This is a genomic window from Bacillus cereus group sp. RP37, assembly GCF_040459695.1.
In the GTDB taxonomy this organism is placed as follows: Bacteria; Bacillota; Bacilli; order Bacillales; family Bacillaceae_G; genus Bacillus_A.
Genome location: NZ_JARVHP010000001.1, coordinates 1558184 through 1578725, shown reverse-complemented (window position 1 = coordinate 1578725; position 20542 = coordinate 1558184). Strand labels below are relative to the sequence as shown.

Below are 20542 nucleotides of genomic sequence, written 5' to 3'. Positions count from 1 at the left end.
AGTGTGTAAAAAGACACCTTCAAGCAAGAAGGTGTCTTTCAACAGATTAGTAGTTTTTACAAGTCTCAAATAGACCTTTTTCTTTTAAGACAGAGATTAGCGTTTCACCCATAACCGCTGGAGTTTCCGCTACTTTAATACCACAAGCTTCCATCGTTTTAATCTTTTCAGCAGCAGTTCCTTTACCACCAGAAATGATTGCACCAGCATGGCCCATACGTTTGCCAGCAGGCGCTGTTTGGCCACCAATGAAGCCTACAACAGGTTTTGTCATATTAGCTTTCACCCATTCAGCTGCCTCTTCTTCGGCTGTACCACCGATTTCACCAATCATAATTACAGCATGTGTTTCTTCATCTTCATTAAATGCTTTTAACGCATCAATAAAGTCTGTACCGTTAACTGGGTCCCCGCCGATACCTACAGCAGTAGATTGGCCAATACCTTCTTGTGTTAACTGATGTACAGCCTCATACGTTAATGTACCAGAGCGGGATACGATACCTACATGACCTTTTTTATGAATGTATCCTGGCATAATACCGATTTTACATTCATCAGGCGTGATAACACCTGGACAGTTTGGTCCAAGTAAACGTGTATGTTTACCAGCCATATATCTCTTTACATTTACCATATCTAATACAGGAATTCCTTCAGTAATACATACTACTAAGTCAATTTCTGCATCAACTGCTTCCATAATTGCATCAGCCGCAAAAGCGGGTGGAACGTATACAACTGAAGCGTTTGCGCCTGTTGCTTTCACTGCATCTTCTACAGTATCAAATACTGGTACACCTTCAATATCAGTGCCACCTTTACCTGGCGTTACACCACCGACAATTTTCGTACCGTATTCAATCATTTGTTTTGTGTGGAATAACCCTTGAGAACCTGTAATACCTTGAACAATAACTTTTGTATCTTTATTAACTAATACGCTCATTTTTCTCCCCCGCTTTCTATTAGCCCACTAGTGAAACAATTTTTTGTGCACCGTCTGCCATAGATTCTGCTGCAACAATATTTAAGCCAGACTCATTTAAAATTTTCTTACCTAACTCTACGTTTGTACCTTCAAGACGTACAACTAAAGGTAATTCAAGACCTACTTGTTTCGTTGCTTCAATAACACCTTCTGCGATAACATCACACTTCATAATGCCACCAAAAATGTTAACGAAAATACCTTTTACATTTTTGTCAGAAAGGATAATTTTGAATGCTTCTGTAACTTTTTCAGCAGTCGCACCGCCACCAACATCTAAGAAGTTAGCTGGATCGCCATGGTAATGTTTAATGATATCCATTGTAGCCATCGCTAAACCTGCACCATTAACCATACAACCGATATTTCCATCTAAAGGAATGTAGTTTAAGTCATATTTAGAAGCTTCAATTTCTTTTGCATCTTCTTCATCAAGATCACGAAGTTCTAAAATGTCTTTATGGCGATATAAAGCATTAGAATCAAAGTTTAATTTCGCATCTAATGCCATAACTTTACCGTCACCTGTTGTAACAAGTGGGTTAATCTCCGCGATAGAGCAATCTTTTTCAATAAACGCACGGTATAAGCCCATCATAAACTTCACAGCTTGTCCTACAAGCTCTTTTGGAATATTGATGTTAAATGCGATTCGGCGCGCTTGGAAGCCTTGTAAGCCTACTGCTGGATCAATATATTCTTTAAAGATCTTTTCAGGTGTTTGCTCTGCTACTTCTTCAATTTCTGTTCCACCTTCTTCAGATGCCATTAAAACAACTTGAGAAGTTGCACGATCTAAAACAAGACCTACATAATATTCTTTTTTAATATCGCAACCTTCTTCGATAAGTAAGCGTTTTACTTCCTTACCTTCAGGACCTGTTTGATGTGTCACAAGTGTAGTTCCTAAAATGCTTTCTGCATGTGTACGAACTTCATCTAAATTTTTTGCAACTTTTACTCCGCCAGCTTTGCCGCGTCCACCAGCGTGAATTTGTGCTTTTACTACACATACATCCGTTCCTAATTCTTTCGCTGCTTCTACAGCTTCTTCTACTGTAAATGCAACCTTCCCGTTCGGAACGCTAACCCCATAGCTTCTAAGGACTGCCTTACCTTGGTACTCATGGATATTCATGGTCCCATCCTCCCCTGTTTTCCTGTTTTACTCGAAAAGTTTTTTAATGTTTAAAAAACATTACATTGCCATTGTATAAGATGATTGGCACGCTGTCTACAATAAAGTGTCAGAAAACTGAAATCGCTTTATTCTTTTTGGAAAATAGTAATGTTTATATGTCAAAATAAAAAATAAGCTATGAAAACACAGCTTATTTTTGAATCATATCTTTAATTGGCGCAAACGATTTCCGATGTTCTTCTAATACTCCATGCGCTTCAATCGCTTCTAAATGTTGTTTTGTTCCATATCCCATATGTTGTTCAAATCCATATGCAGGATACTTTTCTCCAAGCTCTTTCATCATACGATCTCTCGTTACTTTCGCAACAATGGATGCAGCTGAAATAGAAATACTTTTCGCATCACCTTTAATAATGGATGTTTGTGGAATTGGTGTAGGAAGTTTCATCGCATCAATTAATAAATATTCTGGTGCACAAGATAAATTCGCAACAGCATCTAACATTGCTTGTTTCGTCGCTTGATAAATATTTATTTCATCAATAACTTGTGGTGATACAATTCCAACTCCAATTGCAATTGCTTGTGCTTTGATTTCATCATAAAAACGCTCTCGCTTCGCCTCACTCAGCTTTTTCGAGTCATTTAACCCTGGAATATAACAATCTTCCGGAAGGACAACAGCCGCCGTCACGACAGGCCCAGCTAGCGGCCCACGCCCTACTTCATCTATACCTGCAATATATGTGAGCCCTTTTTCACGTAATGCAATCTCGTACTTGGACATTTCGAAAAACTTTTCTTTTTCTTTCTGCGCTAACTCTTTTTGTTTATGCCACTTCAAAATAAGCTTTTGTACCCCTTTTCGCTCATCTTTCATTAATATTTGAAAGCGGTCATCTTCTTCACTCATAATTTCTTGCAGTAAACGTTCCGCTTCTTGAATAGTCACTTTTTGCATTCATGCCACTCCCTTTATATACAAAAAAGAAAAGACGTACAAACGCACGTCTTATACTTCTTCTACTTTTTCTACATCTTCTGTCTGCTCTGCAAACTCTTCTGGTGTTTCAAACGTCATTTTCCCAAGTTTTCCACCACGAAGCTCACGAAGGACAAGCTCAGATGTTTTATCATAATCAATCATTCCGCCGCCCATTAAACAGCCTCTATTTTTTCCAATTGCATCAAATAACTCCACAATATCTTCTGGAATCTCATTTAAATTATATCGCTCTTTCAAACGTTCTGGATAATGTTTCTCCATAAAACGTAAAGCGTAAACAGCAACATCTTGTAAATTTAAAATTGAATCTTTAATTGCGCCCGTTGTTGCTAAACGAAGACCCACTAGTTGATCTTCAAATTTAGGCCATAAAATACCAGGTGTATCTAACAGTTCCATTTCTTTTCCAACTTTAATCCATTGTTGGGCTGTTGTCACACCAGGACGATCTCCTGTTTTAGCAATATTTTTCTTCGCCAACTTATTAATTAACGTAGATTTACCAACATTCGGTATACCTACAATTAATGCACGAATCGCCCTCGGTCTAATACCTTTCGCAACCATTTTATCAAATTTCTCTTTCACCAACACTTTACAAGCGGCTGCAATTTCCTTCATACCTTGGCCAGCTTGTGCGTTAATTGAAATTGCCATATGGCCTTTTTCTTTAAAATATGCGATCCATTGCTTTGTTAAACGATCATCTGCCATATCCGCTTTATTTAAAACAACAAGCCTCGGTTTATGTGTAATAATCTCATCGATCATTGGATTTCGAGAAGATAAAGGTAATCGAGCATCTACAAGCTCAATTACAACATCAATTAACTTTAATTTTTCTGTTACTTGGCGTCTAGCCTTTGCCATATGTCCCGGGAACCACTGAATTACCATGTTGCCACCTTCTTTTTCTTTTATTTCACAATACGAGCATCTTTTAACGGCCAATATAGTATATTTGCTTTTCCAATCACTTGGTCCATTGAAATGGTACCAATCGAACGGCTATCTTTACTAAAACGACGATTATCGCCTAAAACAAATAATTGACCTTCTGGAACAGTTTTCTTCCCTGTCATTTCTTCAAGAGTAAAATCATATGTAAGCGGTCCGTCAGCAATTTGTTTTTTCTGCTTGTCTAAATACGGCTCCTCATAAGCCTTTCCGTTAACATATAGCTTATCATTACGGTACTCTATTTCATCGCCTGGTAGGCCGATAATACGCTTAATATAATCTTTATCTTCCGTTGCTCGGAATACGATAATATCAAATCGTTTCGGATCTCCTATGTGATAACCAATTTTATTGACAATCATTCGATCGCGATCATGTAAAGTAGATGCCATCGATACTCCATCTACGAGAATTGGCGCAAAGAAAAACTGTCTAATAACACCCGCTAATACAACAGCAATCAAAATTGCTTTGATCCATTCCCAAAGTGAACTCTTTTCTTTCTTCATGCATTTCCCCTCCACGATTATGTAAGCTGCTCGTATTATATCAAAATTTTATATAGATTGGAAAAAGGGAGCTTGTGTATTTACAAGCTCCCATACATGTCTTATCGAATTTCTTTAATACGTGCTTTTTTACCGCGAAGGTTACGTAAGTAGTATAACTTAGCACGACGTACTTTACCACGGCGAAGTACTTCGATTTTCGCGATTCTTGGCGTGTGAACTGGGAATGTACGCTCAACACCTACACCGTAAGAAATCTTACGAACTGTGAATGTTTCACTGATTCCGCCACCACGACGTTTAATTACAACACCTTCGAAAAGCTGAATTCTTTCACGAGTTCCCTCAACTACTTTTACGTGTACACGTAAAGTGTCTCCAGGACGGAATGAAGGAAGGTCAGTTTTTAATTGGCCTTTTGTAATTTCTGCGATTAATTGTTGCATATTAAATTCTCTCCTTTAAACAGATGCTCTTATAAAGTCTTAATAAATTACAGCGGAACATCGTTAATACGGCCACTGATTTCAGTAGCACAAGTGTTATAATAGCATATTGCTAGGACTGTTGCAATAGAAAATATATCAAGCCCTTACTTGTCTTCTTTAATCTGTTCTAGCCATTTCTCTTCTTGCTTAGACAATTCTCGTTCTTCCAGTAAATCCGGTCTACGCGTGTACGTACGACGTAGTGATTCTTTGTGTCGCCATTCATCAATATTTTTATGATTTCCTGACATTAGTACATCCGGTACCTTCATACCACGAAAATCAGCTGGACGTGTATAATGAGGATGCTCTAATAAACCTGTACTAAACGAATCCTCGACTTGTGAAGCATGATTTCCTAGTACTCCTGGCAGGAGACGTACGACACTATCAGTAATAACCATAGAGGCTAACTCTCCGCCCGTTAATACGTAGTCACCAATAGAAATTTCATCTGTTACGAGATGCTCACGAATTCGTTCATCGTACCCTTCATAATGACCACATACAAAAATAACATGCTCTTCTTCAGCAAGCTCTTCTGCCTTCTTCTGCGTAAAACGTTCTCCTTGTGGACACATTAAGACAACTCTCGGTTTACGGGCTGTTTCCTTCGTTAACTCTTCCACTGCATCAAAGATAGGCTGAGGGGTTAATACCATCCCAGCGCCACCACCATATGGATAATCATCTACGCTATTATGCTTACTTGTTGTATAATCACGGAAATTGACAACACGAAGCTCTACTGCTTCTTTTTCTTGTGCTTTCTTTAAAATTGAAGATCCAAACACACCCGTAAACATATCTGGAAACAATGTTAAAATGTCAATTTTCATTATAGCAGCCCTTCCATTACATGAATGGTTACTAATTTATTCTCAATGTTAACTTGAAGTACAACATCATCAATATAAGGAATTAACAGATCTTGACCTTTTGGACGTTTAATTACCCAAACATCATTTGCACCAGGAGATAAAATTTCTTTTATTGTTCCTAACGCTTCTCCTTCTTCCGTTACAACGCTACAACCAATAATTTCATGGTAATAGTATTCGCCTTCAGCTAGTTCGCCTAACTGCTCTTCTGGTACTTTTATTAAAGAACCTTTAAATTTCTCTGCTTCATCAACATTGTTGTATCCTTCAAATGTTAATAAATCAAATGTCTTATGTTGACGATGAGAAGTTACTTTCACCGGAAGGTAGTCTGTACTTTTCTCATTCGATATGTATAAAGTGTTTCCTACTTTATATCGCTCTTCTGGAAAATCAGTACGAGAAATAACACGAATTTCTCCTCTTACGCCATGAGTATTTACAATTTTCCCTACATTAAACCATTTTGTCATAAACAGTATGTCACCCCTGGTTTCTATATAAATTAAGCATCTCCATTTCACATATGGAACATGCAACTTCTCTTTAAATGTTAAAAAAGGGAGAGGAAATAACTCCTCGCCCTTTTTACGTTTATTGAATTTCCAGTGTTACTTTTTCATCATTATGATGTCCCACTGAATACAAGAGCATTCGAATTGCTTTCGCAACTTTCCCTTGCTTTCCAATGACTTTTCCAACATCCTCAGGATGTACAGTTAATCGATACTTTATCTCTCCGTTGTAAAGTTCCTGTGTAACTTTTACATCTTCAGGATGATCGACAAGAGGCTTGACAATCGTCTCGACTAACTTCTTCATAGTCATTGCCTCAATTACTTACCTTGTTTAGATAAGTGGAATTTCTCCATGATACCTTGGTTAGAGAATAAGTTACGAACTGTATCAGATGGTTTAGCACCATTTCCTAACCATTTTAATGCTGCTTCTTCGTTGATCTTAACTTCAGCTGGTTGAGCAACCGGATTGTAAGTACCGATTTCCTCAATGAAACGTCCGTCACGAGGAGAACGAGAATCTGCAACAACTACACGATAGAAAGGAGTTTTTTTAGCTCCCATACGTTTTAAACGAATTTTAACTGCCATTTATAAAGCACCTCCGAATTTATTTCACACAGATAATTATATTAGCAAAAAGACTATTGCTTTGTAAAGTATTTTTTCTTAACAGAGCCATCTTTTTTCCTTACATGAATGGAAACTTCAATCCACCTAGTCCTTTTTTCTTACCTTTTTGCATTCCAGTCATCGTTTTCATCATCTTTTTCATATCATCAAATTGCTTGATTAAACGATTGATTTCTTGTACCGTTGTACCGCTACCTTTGGCAATGCGTTTTTTGCGACTAGCATTGATTATTTCCGGTTGTTCTCGCTCTAATTTAGTCATAGAACGAATAATTGCCTCAATATGCCCAATTTGTTTTTCATCAACTTGCGCATTTTTTAGCCCTTTAATTTTATTTGCACCAGGAAGCATTCCTAACAATTCATCAAGCGGTCCAAGTTGACGCACTTGTCCAAGTTGTTCTAGGAAATCGTCAAGCGTAAACGAAAGCGTACGCATTTTTTGCTCAAGTTCTTTTGCTTTCTCTTCATCAACTGTAGCTTGTGCTTTTTCAATTAATGTTAAGACGTCTCCCATCCCTAAAATACGGGATGCCATACGCTCTGGATGAAACGCTTCAATTGCATCTAGTTTTTCACCCATACCAGCAAATTTAATCGGTGTATTTGTTACAGCCTTAATAGATAATGCAGCACCACCGCGCGTATCACCATCTAATTTCGTTAACACAACACCTGTTAAACCTAACTGTTCATGGAAACTTTGCGCAACATTTACCGCGTCTTGCCCCGTCATCGCATCGACAACAAGGAAAATTTCATCCGGTTTCGCAACTTCTTTCACTTTCGCTAATTCATCCATTAGTTCTTCATCAATATGCAGGCGACCTGCTGTATCGATTAAAACATAATCGTGATGATCTTCTTTTGCTTTTGCAATCGCTTGTTTCGCAATTTCAACAGGACTTACTTGATCTCCTAAAGAGAATACAGGCATGTCCAATTGCTTCCCTAATGTTTCAAGCTGTTTAATCGCTGCTGGACGGTAAATATCCGCTGCAACAAGCATCGGTTTACGATTATGCTTTTTACGAAGCAAATTCGCAAGCTTACCTGTCGTCGTTGTTTTACCTGCACCTTGCAGACCAACCATCATAATAACAGTCGGTGGCTTATTAGCAACAGCAATTTTGCTTTGCTCTCCGCCCATAAGTTCTGTAAGTTCTTCCTGTACAACTTTAATTACTTGTTGTCCAGGTGTCAAACTTTTCATTACATCTTGTCCGACAGCACGTTCAGACACACGCTTTACAAAATCTTTTACTACTTTAAAGTTAACGTCCGCTTCTAAAAGAGCTAGACGAACTTCTCTCATCATTTCTTTCACATCGGCTTCAGAAACTTTTCCTTTGCCGCGGATTTTTTGCATTGTCTGTTGAAGTCGGTCGGCTAATCCTTCAAATGCCATATTGCCGCCCTCCTAATCTAATTTTTCGATAGCTTCAACAACTTGTTTCATTTCTTCATTCACATGCTCTTCTTCGCTGATTAGCTGTTTTAGCTTTGCAACAAGTCGCTGTCGCTCTTGAAACTTTTGAAGTAATACTAATTTATCTTCATATTCTTCAAGCATCGCTTCAGTCCGTTTAATGTTATCATACACGGCTTGGCGACTTACATCAAATTCTTCCGCAATTTCACCAAGAGATAAATCATCTAGATAATAAAGCGACATATAACTTCTTTGTTTTTGCGTTAACAACGATTGATAAAAATCAAATAAATAGTTCATTCTCGTTGTTTTTTCGAGCATGTTGGATCATCCTTTGTTAAGTGATTTCCCTTTACATGAATTAGTTTACATGGAGTACAAAAGAGTGTCAAGTTTTTTTCTTAACATCACATATTTTTATAGAAAAAGAAGCGGAAAATACCGCTTCTTTCACTTATACTTCTTCTGTTTCTACTAAGTTCGCAAATAAACCATACACATACTGTTCTGGATCAAACTGTTGCAGATCATCCATTTGCTCCCCTAATCCAACGAATTTCACCGGTACATCCATTTCATTTCGAATCGCTAATACAATACCACCTTTAGCAGTACCATCTAACTTCGTTAAAACAATACCAGTAACATTCGTTGCTTCGCGGAATGTTTTTGCTTGACTTAGACCGTTTTGTCCTGTTGTTGCATCAATAACAAGTAATACTTCATGAGGAGCTCCTGGTACTTCGCGCTCAATTACACGCTTCACTTTCTCTAACTCTTTCATTAAGTTCACTTTATTTTGCAAACGTCCTGCTGTATCACATAGTAATACATCTACTTTACGTGCTTTCGCAGCTTGTACAGCGTCATACATAACCGCCGCTGGATCAGATCCTGATCCTTGTTTAATCACTTCTACACCAACGCGATCGCCCCATACTTCTAATTGTTCAATCGCTCCAGCACGGAATGTGTCTCCTGCCGCCAATAGGACAGACTTACCTTCTGATTTGAATTTATGTGCTAGTTTACCAATTGTCGTCGTTTTCCCTACTCCGTTAACACCGACAAATAAAACAACTGTTAATTGATCCTCTTGCATATTAATTTCGTTGCTAAACTCGCTGTCACCTTTGTAAATCCCTACTAATTTTTCTGAAATAACAGCCTGTACTTCTCTTGGATCTTGGATATTACGACGTTGGACTTCTTCTTTCAATTGATCAATTAATTCCATTACCGTCGAAACGCCGACATCTGCACCAATTAAAATTTCTTCTAATTCCTCAAAGAAATCTTCATCTACTTTACGATAACGATAAACTAAATCATTTACTTTATCTGCAAACGAATTTCTCGTTTTTTCTAACCCGTTTTTAAATTTCTCTGTTACCGTATCTGTTTGTTTAGAAATTTTTTCTTTTAATTTTTTAAAAAAGCTCATACTGTCCCATCCTTCCTATTTACTTGCAACTAGTTCTTCTCCATCATCTAAACGAACAGAAACAAGTTTAGATACCCCTGACTCTTGCATTGTTACACCGTACAATACGTCAGACTCTTCCATTGTACCTTTTCTATGTGTAATTACAATAAACTGTGTCTCATCACTAAATTTCTTTAAATACTGCGCAAAGCGGGCAACATTCGCCTCATCAAGAGCTGCCTCTACCTCATCTAGTACACAGAATGGGACTGGGCGCACTTTTAAAATACCAAATAACAGCGCAATCGCTGTTAAAGCACGCTCTCCACCTGAAAGTAAACCTAAGTTTTGCAGTTTCTTCCCTGGCGGTTGCGCTACAATATCAATACCCGTATTTAATAAGTCCTCTGGATTCGTCATGACTAAATCCGCTCTACCGCCTCCAAATAATTCAGAGAATACCGATTGAAACTCCATTCGAATTCCTTCAAACGTAGTAGAGAAGCGTTTTTTCATTTCTTCATCCATTTCGGTAATAAGTTGGTGCAATGTCGTTTTCGCTTCTTCTAGATCATCCTTTTGCTCTAGTAAGAATGTATGACGCTCTGCTACACGCTCATACTCATCAATTGCTCCTAAATTCACTGTGCCTAGCTCTTCAATGGATAGTTTAATTAGTTTCACCTTTTTACGCGCATCCTCGGCAGGCATCATCATTGTATACTTCAGTTTTGCTGCTTCAAATGAAATCGTATATGTTTCACGTAAATGTTGTAATCTATTTTCCAACTCTACATCAAGTCGGTTTATTTTTACTTCTTGATCTTTCAACATCTCAAGAATGTATTTATGTTTACCTGTTGTTTCTTTCAGATTACGCTCTAAATGTTCTACTCTCTCTTGTAACGATACTCGTTGTTCACGACGAGAGCGGATTAACTCTGAAGTTTGATTACGATCATATGCTTTCTTCTCAATCATATTTGTAATTTGTTCTTCACCACTTGAATTCGATGTCATTTCTTGTTTTAAGAATGCTAAATCCTCTTTCGTTTTGACAAGCGTTGCATCCGTTTCTTCTTTTTCCTTCGTCAATCGTTCAACTTTTTCTTTTTGATTAGATAAGCGTTGTTGCTTTTCAGCTGCCAACACTTTTAACTCAGTCATTTCTTTTTGAACTTTTTCTTTCGAAGAATGTTGCTCACTTTTTTGTTTTGTTAAAGCGACAATTTTATTATCTAATTCCGTAATCTCCGCTTGAAGATTTGCTAAAATCTTTTCTAGCTCTTCTTTACGCCCTTGTATCTTCACTTGATCTTGTAAGAATCCTTCAATCTCTAAATCGTAAATAGATAATCGATCATTAATACGATGTTCCTCTAATTCTAAGCGATTAATTTCTTCTCTTAATTTCTGTTCATCTACACGCTCTGTTTCTACACTTTGCCTTAGTTCACGTATTTGCACTTCTTTTTCTTGAATCTCTTGCTTTACTGCTTTAACAAAGTTTTCCAACTTCGTTGTTTTTTCTTCCATATCAGTTAACTTGTTCGTCCACTCTTCTAGTTCACGTTGACGTCCTAATAAAGAAGATTTCGCCTGTTTTACCGCTCCACCTGTCATAGAACCGCCAGGGTTCACTACATCACCTTCGATTGTTACAATGCGATAACGGTATTGCAGTTGTTTCGCCAACTCATTCGCCCCGCGTAAATCTTTCGCGACAATAACAGTACCTAATAAATTCGAAACTACATTTTCATATTTATTGTTATATTGTACAAGTTCTGCCGCCACACCTACAAACGATGGATGTTGATTTACAATACGTAATTGTTCAAATGATAACGATCTACTTTTAATTACAGCTTGCGGTAAAAACGTTGCTCGTCCATGTTTATTTTGTTTTAAAAACGCAATTGCATTACGAGCATGTTCTTCTTTTTGTACGACAATATGCTGCATCGCTGCACCTAGAGCAATTTCCATTGCAATTTCATATTCTTTCGGCACCGTTAGCAGTTCTGCAACAGCACCCTCAATACCTTGCAAACTATTTTCTCTAGCTTTTAATACTTCACGTACTCCTTGATAGAAACCAGAGTAATCTTCTTGCATCTCTTCTAGCATTTCTTTTCGAGAACGTGCCTGTTGTACAAATTGATACGCTTGATACAGTTTTGTTTCATTTTCGCTATACTGCGTCTTGCATTTCCCAAGTGCCACTTCGGTCTTTTGTATATTCGAAAGGATACCAGCTACTTTTTCTTTCACTTGTTCATAACTTTCCACAAGCTTCGTCTTTTTCGCTGTAATTTCCATACGAATTTCTACATATTTCGCATTTTCTTCATCAAGGCGTTCATTTTTAGAGCTTTGTTGTTTAGATTGTTCTTCAATCATAGATAACTCATTGCGATGACTAGCTTGTTGATTTAAAAGTTCAATATAGTCACCTTTTAAATTCTCAATTTGTTCCTCTAAATTGTCAGCAAAAGTTGCAAGCAATTGCTCATTATCATGCAATTTTGTCTCCAACTCTTTTACTTGATTTACAAATTGCATCAACACTTCTGTACCTGATTCAATTTCGCCATCATAACTTGTAGCTTTCTCTGTTAATTCAACAATTAACTGTTCGAGTTGTGCACAATGCGTCGTTGCATTTTGTTTTCTCTCTTTTAATAACTCACGCTGTCCTTCTAACTTTTCTAGCTCTTTACTAGAGAGAAGAAGTACTTCTTGTAAGGAATCTACAGACTCATCTACTGCTTGTAATTGTCCTCGTAATTCCTCTAGCTCTTCTTCACCTTTTTGTAAATGCGTTGACATTTTTGCTTCTTCGTTTTTATTATGCCCAAACTGATTTCGAAGCGCTTCCCATTTCTCATGTAATTCTTCAATTTCATGTACAATAAGCGCCGCTTCTACTTTTTCTAATTCTTCTTTTTTCTCGAGATAATCTTTCGCAATAGAAGCTTGTCTTTCCAAAGGTTCTACTTGACTACTTAATTCGTGAATGATATCTTGTACACGATTTAAGTTTTCTTGTGTGTCTGCTAATTTTCCTTCAGCTTTCTTTTTACGAAGTTTGTATTTCAGCACTCCCGCAGCTTCTTCAAATACACCACGACGTTCTTCTGATTTACTACTTAAAATCTCTTCAACTTTCCCTTGGCTAATAATCGAAAAAGCTTCTCTTCCCATACCAGAGTCCATAAATAAATCAATAATATCTTTCAATCTACATGATTGTTTATTAATATAAAAATCACTATCACCAGAACGAGATACACGACGCGTTACACACACCTCATTATATTCAATCGGTAAACGTTGATCCTCATTATTTAAAGTTATTGTTACTTCAGCAACATTAACTGCTCTTCTCGTATCACTGCCTGCAAAAATAATATCTTCCATCTTTGCACCACGTAATGATTTTGCAGATTGTTCACCCAGTACCCAGCGAATGGCATCAGTAATATTACTTTTCCCGCTTCCATTAGGTCCTACTACAGACGTTACACCTGGGACAAAGTCAACAGATACACGCTCAGCAAAAGACTTAAATCCCGCTATTTCTAATCTTTTTAAAAACACGAAAGGCCTTCCTCCTATTCTCCGTTGCTATAATAGCTTGTTTATACAAAAACAAGCTATTATACGGATTTCCTTTCCTTTCATTTACAAGCGAAAGGAAAGTTTCATTCTATGCACAAGGAATCCCCCTCATTCAAAGGGGGATTCCTTATAGTTGTTCTTTTAACTTTTTCAACGCTTCTGCAGCAGCTTGTTGCTCTGCTTCTTTTTTCGACTTGCCACTACCAAGACCTAAAGCCACGTTATTTAACGTAACACGTGACACAAATTCTCGATTGTGAGCTGGGCCTTTTTCTTGCAAAATTTGATACTCAATATTGCCACTACCATCACGCTGAATCAATTCTTGTAATTGACTCTTATAATCCATCACATGAGAAAAAGCACCTTCATTAATTTTAGGGTATACAATTTCTTTTAAGAATTCCCATACTGTCTCTAGCCCTTGATCAAGATAAAGGGCACCAATAAACGCTTCAAAGACATCCGCTAATAAAGCTGGTCGTTCACGTCCACCTGTCATTTCCTCACCTTTTCCTAATAAAACAAGGTTACCAAATGACAACTCGTTTGCAAAACGAACAAGAGATGGTTCACATACAATAGCTGCACGTAGTTTTGTTAACTCTCCTTCGCTCATTGTCGGATATTTTTGAAACAGATACTGTGATACAGTAAGTTCCAATACTGCATCTCCAAGAAATTCGAGACGCTCATTATCTTCATGTGGTTTTTTTCGATGCTCATTCACATACGATGAATGCGTAAATGCTTGAATCAATAATTTTTCATCTGTAAACGTAATACCTATCTTTTCTTGAAATACTTTAAATGCTTCACGATATTTTGTTTCGTATTTTTTTTCTCTATATTTTCGGTACGGCATAGGTCCCTCCAGATATAAGCCGAGAAGCCCCGCTAAAAAACGGGACTTCGCTCAAGCATTATAGATGACTCTCTATGTAAGTCACAGCATCGCCAACAGTAGCAATCTTTTCAGCATCTTCATCAGAAATTTCCATTTCGAATTCGTCTTCTAATTGCATTACAAGTTCTACTACATCTAGGGAGTCTGCTCCTAAATCTTCCTTGAAGCTTGCAGCTGGTACTACTTCAGTTTCTTCTACTCCTAAACGATCAACGATGATTTTTGTTACACGCTCTAAAACATCTGCCATTCCATTCACCTCCCCTCAAATATTATATTAAATATTGTCCAAAAAAACTAGTTGAAATCGATTCTTTTATTACATTACCATACCGCCATCAACATTTAACGTTTGACCTGTAACATATTTGCTTTGATCAGAAGCAAAAAACGTTACAGCATTTGCGATATCTTGCGCTTCACCAAACTGTGCTGCAGGAATTAATTTTAACATTTCAGCTTTTATATTTTCATCTAATACGTCAGTCATATCTGTCGCAATAAACCCAGGGGCAATTGCATTTACAGTAATGTTACGGCTTGCTAACTCTTTTGCTGATGTTTTTGTTAATCCAATTACACCCGCTTTAGCAGCAACATAGTTTGCTTGTCCTGGATTACCTGTTACTCCCACAACAGAAGCGATATTAATAATACGTCCATGACGTTGACGCATCATATATCGAGATACTGCCTTCGTACATAAGAATACACCTTTTAAGTTTGTATTAATAACTGTATCCCATTCTTCTTCTTTCATACGCATTAATAAATTATCTTTTGTTACACCTGCATTATTCACAAGAATATCAACTTGTCCAAATGCATCTACAGTTTGTTTCACCATATTTGTAACGTCTTCAGCATTTGCAACATCTGCTCTTACTGCAATTGCATCCGAGCCTAATTTCTTTATTTCATCAACTACTTCATTTGCCTTTTGCTCATTACCAGCATAATTTACTACAACACTTGCCCCTTGTTTCGCTAAATCAATCGCAATCGCACGACCAATCCCACGTGAAGCGCCAGTTACTAATGCTACTTTCCCTTTTAACATCAGTTTTCTCCTCTCAAATTTGAAATGGTATCTTTTAACGTCTCTTCATCGTATATCGCATATGCTTTCACTGATGAATCAATCGACTTCATAAGTCCAGCAAGTACTTTCCCAGGTCCAATCTCAATAAATGTATCTACCCCTTGACTCACCATGTATTCAATGGATGGGTACCATAAGACAGGCGAATAGAGCTGTTCGATTAGCTTTTCTTGAATATCTGCACCACTTGTAATAACGTCTGCTGTTACATTTGCGATAACAGGAATATTCGTATCTTGAATTGTAATTTCATTTAGGACACTTTGGAATTTCTCCGCTGCTGGCTTCATAAGCGAAGAGTGGAACGGTCCACTTACCTTAAGCGGAATTGCTCTCTTTGCACCATTTTCTTTCGCTCTTTGAGAGGCAATCTCTACTCCTTGCTTTGTTCCAGAAATCACAATTTGCTTCACACTATTCATATTAGCAATTTGTACTGCATATCCTTCACTTGTTACTTCTTCTGTAACTTGTTTCAGCATATGTGGATCAGCACCTAAAATAGCCGCCATTGCTCCTTCTCCGCCAGGAACAGCTTCTTCCATATATTCCCCACGTTTCCTTACAGCATATACAGCGTCTTCAAAAGTTAATGCACCCGCTGCTACAAGAGCGCTATATTCACCTAAACTATGCCCTGCAACAAAGTCTGGTGTAATATCATACTCTTTTAAAGCTGTCAAAAGAGCAAAACTCGTTGTTAATAAAGCAGGCTGCGCATTTGTCGTTAACGTAAGCTTTTCCTGCGGCCCTTCAAAAATCACTTCTGAAAGTGAATCTTGCAACACCTCATCTGCTTTTGCAAACACATTTGCAACCTCTTTATTATTCTCTGCTAACTGTTTACCCATTCCAACTGCCTGTGAACCTTGGCCCGGAAAAAGAAATGCTAGTTTTCCCATTTCAAATCCTCCTCTTATTGGAGTGGCTCTTTCTCCATTACGCTTGAAATAGTAGGAATAACTTCTTTCGCTACCATTTCTCTCGTTTGACGAATCGCACTAAATATTGATTGGTCATTAGAAGAACCGTGAGCCTTAATGACAGGAGCTTTCAATCCAAATAATGCCGCTCCCCCATACTCCGAATAGTCCATTTTATCTTTTAATACCATAAGTTTTGGCTTTAATACCGCTGCTGCTAATTTGCTCGTAAACGAACTCATTAACTGCTCTTTTAACATAGAGAATAATGCAAGTGCTGTTCCTTCTAATGATTTCAGCGCTACATTCCCTGTAAAACCATCACATACAACAACATCTGCTACACCTTGCAATAAATCTCTTGATTCAACGTTCCCAACGAAATGAATTGGGGCATCCTTAAGCATTGCAAAGACTTGTTTTGAAAGCTCGTTTCCTTTACCATCCTCTGTTCCAACATTTAAAAGTCCAACGCGAGGATTTTTAATTCCTCTTACTTTCTCAGCGTATACAGATCCCATTACTGCATATTGATATAAATGAATTGGTTTTGCATCAACGTTCGCTCCAACATCTAACATAACAAAACCTTCTCCATCAACAGTTGGCATTGTAGGGGATAAAGCCGGTCGCTCAATTCCTTCCATACGACCTACAATAAACAATCCAGCCGCCATTAAAGCTCCTGTACTACCAGCTGATATACAAGCATCCGCAACGCCGTCTTTCACTTGCTGCGCTGCGAGTACCATTGAAGCTTGTTTTTTTCGACGAACCGCTCTTACTGGTTCATCTGTCGATTCGATTTTTTCATCTGTATGAAGTATAGTAATTCGTTCTTCATTCGTTAAGTATTGACGAATTTCCTCTTCTTTCCCTACTAATGTAATATGTAAATCAGAATATTCTTTAATAGCTTTCATTGCTCCTAATACGACAGCCTTCGGAGCATGATCGCCGCCCATTGCATCTATTGCGATTTTCATAAATTGTTACCTTCCTCACTATAATTACTAGATCGATACATTTCAAAAGTGCCTGTAAAAACAAGTTCTTCTCCAACAAAGCTACGCACTTTGACAACGGTCCGTCCTTTATCATTCTCTACATCTTCAACGCGCGCTTTTGCAACAACACGCTCCCCTAATTTTACAGGACGAATGTATCGAATGGTAGACTTTGCAGTTAAAGCTAATTCTTCATCAATAACCGCAACAGCTAGTGAGTTTGCTTGTGCAAACAAATGATGCCCACGGGCAATTTGATTTCTTTTAAATACGTGTTCTACCTTCACTTCAAAGATAGAAATCGCATGTCTATCTAATTCTATATCGATAATTTCGCCGACAACCTCTTCTAACGGTAAAGATTTCACATCTTCTTCATGTTGCTTTGTAGCTACATGTTTAATTCTTTCTCTTAATTCAGGAATAGATAATTCCATACGATCAAGACGTACGGTTTGTATACTCACTTGAAATTTTTCTGCTAAATCTTCATCCGTAATAAAAGGATTCGTTTCTATTGTTTGTTGTAATAATTCTTGTCTTTCTTTTTTACTTCTTCTTTTTTTCATACCGCACCATCCGTTTTTTATGACTAGGTACTAACAGTAGTATATAATCATTAAAAGTAGAATGCAACAAAAACTTTTGTTGCCTCTCTTTAATCGAGCTTCTCTCCCTGGAACACACCTGTCCCGTCAAGATACGTACGTAGCGCAGCATACTGATCATTATGCCAAAACGCTTCTGAATCTACTAGTAACGCCGCGTCTTGTCTCGCTGTTTCTAACGCTCGATAATCATGTACCATATCAGCAACCTTGAATTCTGGTAAACCACTTTGCTTACTTCCAAAGAAATCTCCAGGACCTCTTAACTCTAAATCTTTTTCTGACAATACAAATCCATCATTCGTTTCGGTCATAATACGCATTCGCTCTTTTCCTGTTTCCGATTTCGGATCCGCGATTAATAAACAATATGATTGTTCACTACCACGTCCAACACGCCCCCTAAGCTGATGGAGCTGTGATAAACCGAAACGCTCCGCGTCATAAATAACCATTACAGTCGCATTCGGTACGTTCACACCTACTTCAACAACTGTTGTCGACACAAGAATTTGCACTTTATTTTCACTAAATTGTCCCATTATCTCTTCTTTTTCTTGAGATGATAGTCTTCCATGCATTAATCCGACTTGGCATTTCCCTTGATAATGATGAGTCAGCATACTATGTAAGTCGATAGCATTTTGTACATCAAGTTTCTCAGATTCTTCAATAAGGGGACAAATTACATATGCTTGTCTTCCTTTTTTTATCTCCTTCTCCACAAAACCGAGAACCCGGTCTAACATATCATGTTTTGCCCAGTATGTTTCAATTACCTTTCTACCAGCTGGCATCTCATCGATTATAGAGACATCCATCTCTCCAAATGCAGTAATTGCTAACGTACGTGGAATTGGGGTCGCCGTCATAAATAATACGTCTGGACTTTCACCTTTCTCCCTTAAAACTCGTCGCTGCGCTACACCAAATCGATGTTGTTCATCAGTAATAACGAGACCTAACCTATGAAAGATAACTTCATCTTGAATTAAAGCATGTGTTCCGACAAGGATATCTATTTCCCCTTGTTCTAATTTCGCCAAAATCTCTCGACGTCTTACACCTTTAACAGAACTTGTTAACAATTCAACCTGCATACCAAAGTGCGAGAACGTCTCTGCGAGCGATTGATAATGTTGTTCTGCTAAAATTTCTGTAGGAACCATTAAAGCACCTTGATAATGTGCTAATTTCGCTGCATAAAGGCCAATCGCTGCAACGACTGTTTTCCCAGAACCTACATCACCTTGCAACAGACGATTCATCCGATATGGAGATGTCATATCTTTCATAATTTCATCTACAACCCGGCGTTGCGCGCCAGTTAACGGAAACGGAAGTGCATCGATAAACTCTTGCAATTCTGCTAAAGGAATTTCTTTTTTCGTCCCTTTCGAATTTTCCCTCTCCATTTTTCGTAACGTTTGCATTTTCAGCTGAAATAAGAAAAACTCCTCATATACAAAACGGCGACGTGCTTGTTTTAAATCTTCCTGCCCTGCTGGAAAATGCAACGCCCGAAGCGCTTCATAACGCGGCAATAATTTATATCGACTTAGCAATCCATCTGGTAACACTTCGACTATAGAATCTCCATACTCCTTTAACGCTTGTGCAATAAAACGGCGCATCTGTTTTACTGTAAGTTTCCCTTTTACTGAGTATACAGGCTCTACTTCTTGTTGACGTACAACCGGTCCAAAATGAAGCTCTGATACCGCAATCGTTTGACGGTGCTGATCCCATTTACCAGTAATCGTTACCGTTTCATCCAAACTTAACTTCTGCTTATAGTACGGCCTATTAAAACATACAGCTGTAATTAAATAACGACCGACGAGGACACGAACCGTAAGACGAGACTTCTTCTTCCCATAATATTGCAGCAAAGGAGCACTATGAACTTTCCCCTCAACTGTTACACGTTCATCATGCTTTACTTCAGCAAGATCTTTCATCGCATAATCTTCATAACGGTACGGAAAATGTTCTAATAGATGAGAAACTGTATAAATTCCCATCTCGTGTAGTAATTCAGATGTTTCTCCTCCGATTCCCTTTACATCCGTAACAGGAACTTGTACAACTTCATTCAAGATTCTCACGCTCCGTCACATTATTTTCTTTGATTCATTATCCATTAACATGATGGACATCTGTAATCGCTCTCTTTCACCCTATATATTCTATCATAGGCATTCTAAGAGAAACTACTCAAATCCCTCATAAGCAACACGAAAGAAAAGAGCCTCACTATTAGCAGCAAGGCTCTTTTTTATCTTCAATATGCTAGCCTTTTGAATAAAAACTAGTAATAAACTTCATATTATTACTTCTTATCCATTAGCAAGTAAGTAATCCATTTATCTTCAAAATGAAT

The 20542-nt window shown here is 37.8% G+C and carries 21 protein-coding genes; all 21 read right to left on the bottom strand.

The window, feature by feature from the left end; all coding sequences use genetic code 11:
• Window positions 1-46: 46 nt before the first annotated feature.
• The 21 genes from sucD to recG all read right to left on the bottom strand — a co-directional run bounded on the left by sucD (window position 47) and on the right by recG (window position 20258).
• Window positions 47-949 (bottom strand): succinate--CoA ligase subunit alpha, encoded by a 903-nt coding sequence (sucD, locus tag QCI44_RS08465; RefSeq protein ID WP_000115178.1) that lies wholly within the window; start codon window positions 947-949, stop codon window positions 47-49.
• A gap of 19 nt (window positions 950-968) precedes the next feature.
• Window positions 969-2129 carry an ADP-forming succinate--CoA ligase subunit beta gene (gene sucC, locus QCI44_RS08460; RefSeq protein WP_353811071.1) on the bottom strand — a complete coding sequence of 387 codons (1161 nt, stop codon included), beginning with the start codon at window positions 2127-2129 and terminating at the stop codon, window positions 969-971.
• A gap of 193 nt (window positions 2130-2322) precedes the next feature.
• The gene (locus QCI44_RS08455; RefSeq protein WP_016086603.1) at window positions 2323-3096 is read right to left on the bottom strand and encodes a ribonuclease HII; all 774 of its coding nucleotides are present in this window, start codon (window positions 3094-3096) and stop codon (window positions 2323-2325) included.
• Window positions 3097-3147: 51 nt separating this feature from the next.
• Window positions 3148-4038, bottom strand: coding sequence for a ribosome biogenesis GTPase YlqF (gene ylqF, locus QCI44_RS08450; RefSeq protein ID WP_016135245.1), 891 nt, complete (start codon window positions 4036-4038; stop codon window positions 3148-3150).
• A 20-nt stretch (window positions 4039-4058) separates the two neighbouring features.
• Window positions 4059-4610 (bottom strand): signal peptidase I, encoded by a 552-nt coding sequence (gene lepB, locus QCI44_RS08445; protein ID WP_000711857.1) that lies wholly within the window; start codon window positions 4608-4610, stop codon window positions 4059-4061.
• A 101-nt stretch (window positions 4611-4711) separates the two neighbouring features.
• Window positions 4712-5056, bottom strand: coding sequence for a 50S ribosomal protein L19 (rplS, locus tag QCI44_RS08440; RefSeq protein ID WP_001186516.1), 345 nt, complete (start codon window positions 5054-5056; stop codon window positions 4712-4714).
• A 146-nt stretch (window positions 5057-5202) separates the two neighbouring features.
• Window positions 5203-5937, bottom strand: a complete 735-nt coding sequence (gene trmD / locus QCI44_RS08435; RefSeq protein WP_016086601.1) for a tRNA (guanosine(37)-N1)-methyltransferase TrmD — start codon at window positions 5935-5937, stop codon at window positions 5203-5205.
• A complete protein-coding gene (gene rimM / locus QCI44_RS08430) occupies window positions 5937-6452 on the bottom strand; it encodes a ribosome maturation factor RimM (RefSeq protein ID WP_000170282.1) in 516 nt (171 codons plus the stop codon). The genes trmD and rimM overlap by 1 nt, the downstream gene beginning before the upstream one ends.
• Before the next feature lie 121 nt (window positions 6453-6573).
• A complete protein-coding gene (locus QCI44_RS08425) occupies window positions 6574-6801 on the bottom strand; it encodes a KH domain-containing protein (protein ID WP_000737397.1) in 228 nt (75 codons plus the stop codon).
• Between the two features lie 14 nt (window positions 6802-6815).
• Window positions 6816-7088 carry a 30S ribosomal protein S16 gene (gene rpsP / locus QCI44_RS08420; protein WP_000268750.1) on the bottom strand — a complete coding sequence of 91 codons (273 nt, stop codon included), beginning with the start codon at window positions 7086-7088 and terminating at the stop codon, window positions 6816-6818.
• 100 nt (window positions 7089-7188) lie between these two features.
• On the bottom strand, window positions 7189-8538 hold the full coding sequence (ffh, locus tag QCI44_RS08415) for a signal recognition particle protein (RefSeq protein ID WP_000863460.1): 1350 nt from the start codon (window positions 8536-8538) through the stop codon (window positions 7189-7191).
• A 12-nt stretch (window positions 8539-8550) separates the two neighbouring features.
• Window positions 8551-8883: a putative DNA-binding protein gene (locus tag QCI44_RS08410; RefSeq protein ID WP_000891061.1), complete on the bottom strand. Its 333-nt coding sequence runs from the start codon at window positions 8881-8883 to the stop codon at window positions 8551-8553.
• Window positions 8884-9016: 133 nt separating this feature from the next.
• Window positions 9017-10006: a signal recognition particle-docking protein FtsY gene (gene ftsY, locus QCI44_RS08405; protein WP_016086600.1), complete on the bottom strand. Its 990-nt coding sequence runs from the start codon at window positions 10004-10006 to the stop codon at window positions 9017-9019.
• 15 nt (window positions 10007-10021) lie between these two features.
• A complete protein-coding gene (gene smc, locus QCI44_RS08400; protein WP_016086599.1) occupies window positions 10022-13591 on the bottom strand; it encodes a chromosome segregation protein SMC in 3570 nt (1189 codons plus the stop codon).
• Between the two features lie 148 nt (window positions 13592-13739).
• Window positions 13740-14477: a ribonuclease III gene (gene rncS, locus QCI44_RS08395; RefSeq protein ID WP_016086598.1), complete on the bottom strand. Its 738-nt coding sequence runs from the start codon at window positions 14475-14477 to the stop codon at window positions 13740-13742.
• Between the two features lie 58 nt (window positions 14478-14535).
• Window positions 14536-14769, bottom strand: coding sequence for an acyl carrier protein (acpP, locus tag QCI44_RS08390; RefSeq protein WP_000786062.1), 234 nt, complete (start codon window positions 14767-14769; stop codon window positions 14536-14538).
• Window positions 14770-14838: 69 nt separating this feature from the next.
• On the bottom strand, window positions 14839-15579 hold the full coding sequence (gene fabG / locus QCI44_RS08385) for a 3-oxoacyl-[acyl-carrier-protein] reductase (RefSeq protein WP_016086597.1): 741 nt from the start codon (window positions 15577-15579) through the stop codon (window positions 14839-14841).
• A complete protein-coding gene (fabD, locus tag QCI44_RS08380) occupies window positions 15579-16523 on the bottom strand; it encodes an ACP S-malonyltransferase (protein WP_016086596.1) in 945 nt (314 codons plus the stop codon). The genes fabG and fabD overlap by 1 nt, the downstream gene beginning before the upstream one ends.
• Before the next feature lie 14 nt (window positions 16524-16537).
• Window positions 16538-17530, bottom strand: coding sequence for a phosphate acyltransferase PlsX (gene plsX / locus QCI44_RS08375; protein WP_016086595.1), 993 nt, complete (start codon window positions 17528-17530; stop codon window positions 16538-16540).
• Window positions 17527-18120 (bottom strand): transcription factor FapR, encoded by a 594-nt coding sequence (gene fapR / locus QCI44_RS08370; protein WP_000747352.1) that lies wholly within the window; start codon window positions 18118-18120, stop codon window positions 17527-17529. The genes plsX and fapR overlap by 4 nt, the downstream gene beginning before the upstream one ends.
• An 89-nt stretch (window positions 18121-18209) precedes the next feature.
• Window positions 18210-20258, bottom strand: a complete 2049-nt coding sequence (gene recG, locus QCI44_RS08365) for an ATP-dependent DNA helicase RecG (protein ID WP_016086594.1) — start codon at window positions 20256-20258, stop codon at window positions 18210-18212.
• Window positions 20259-20542 lie beyond the last annotated feature (284 nt).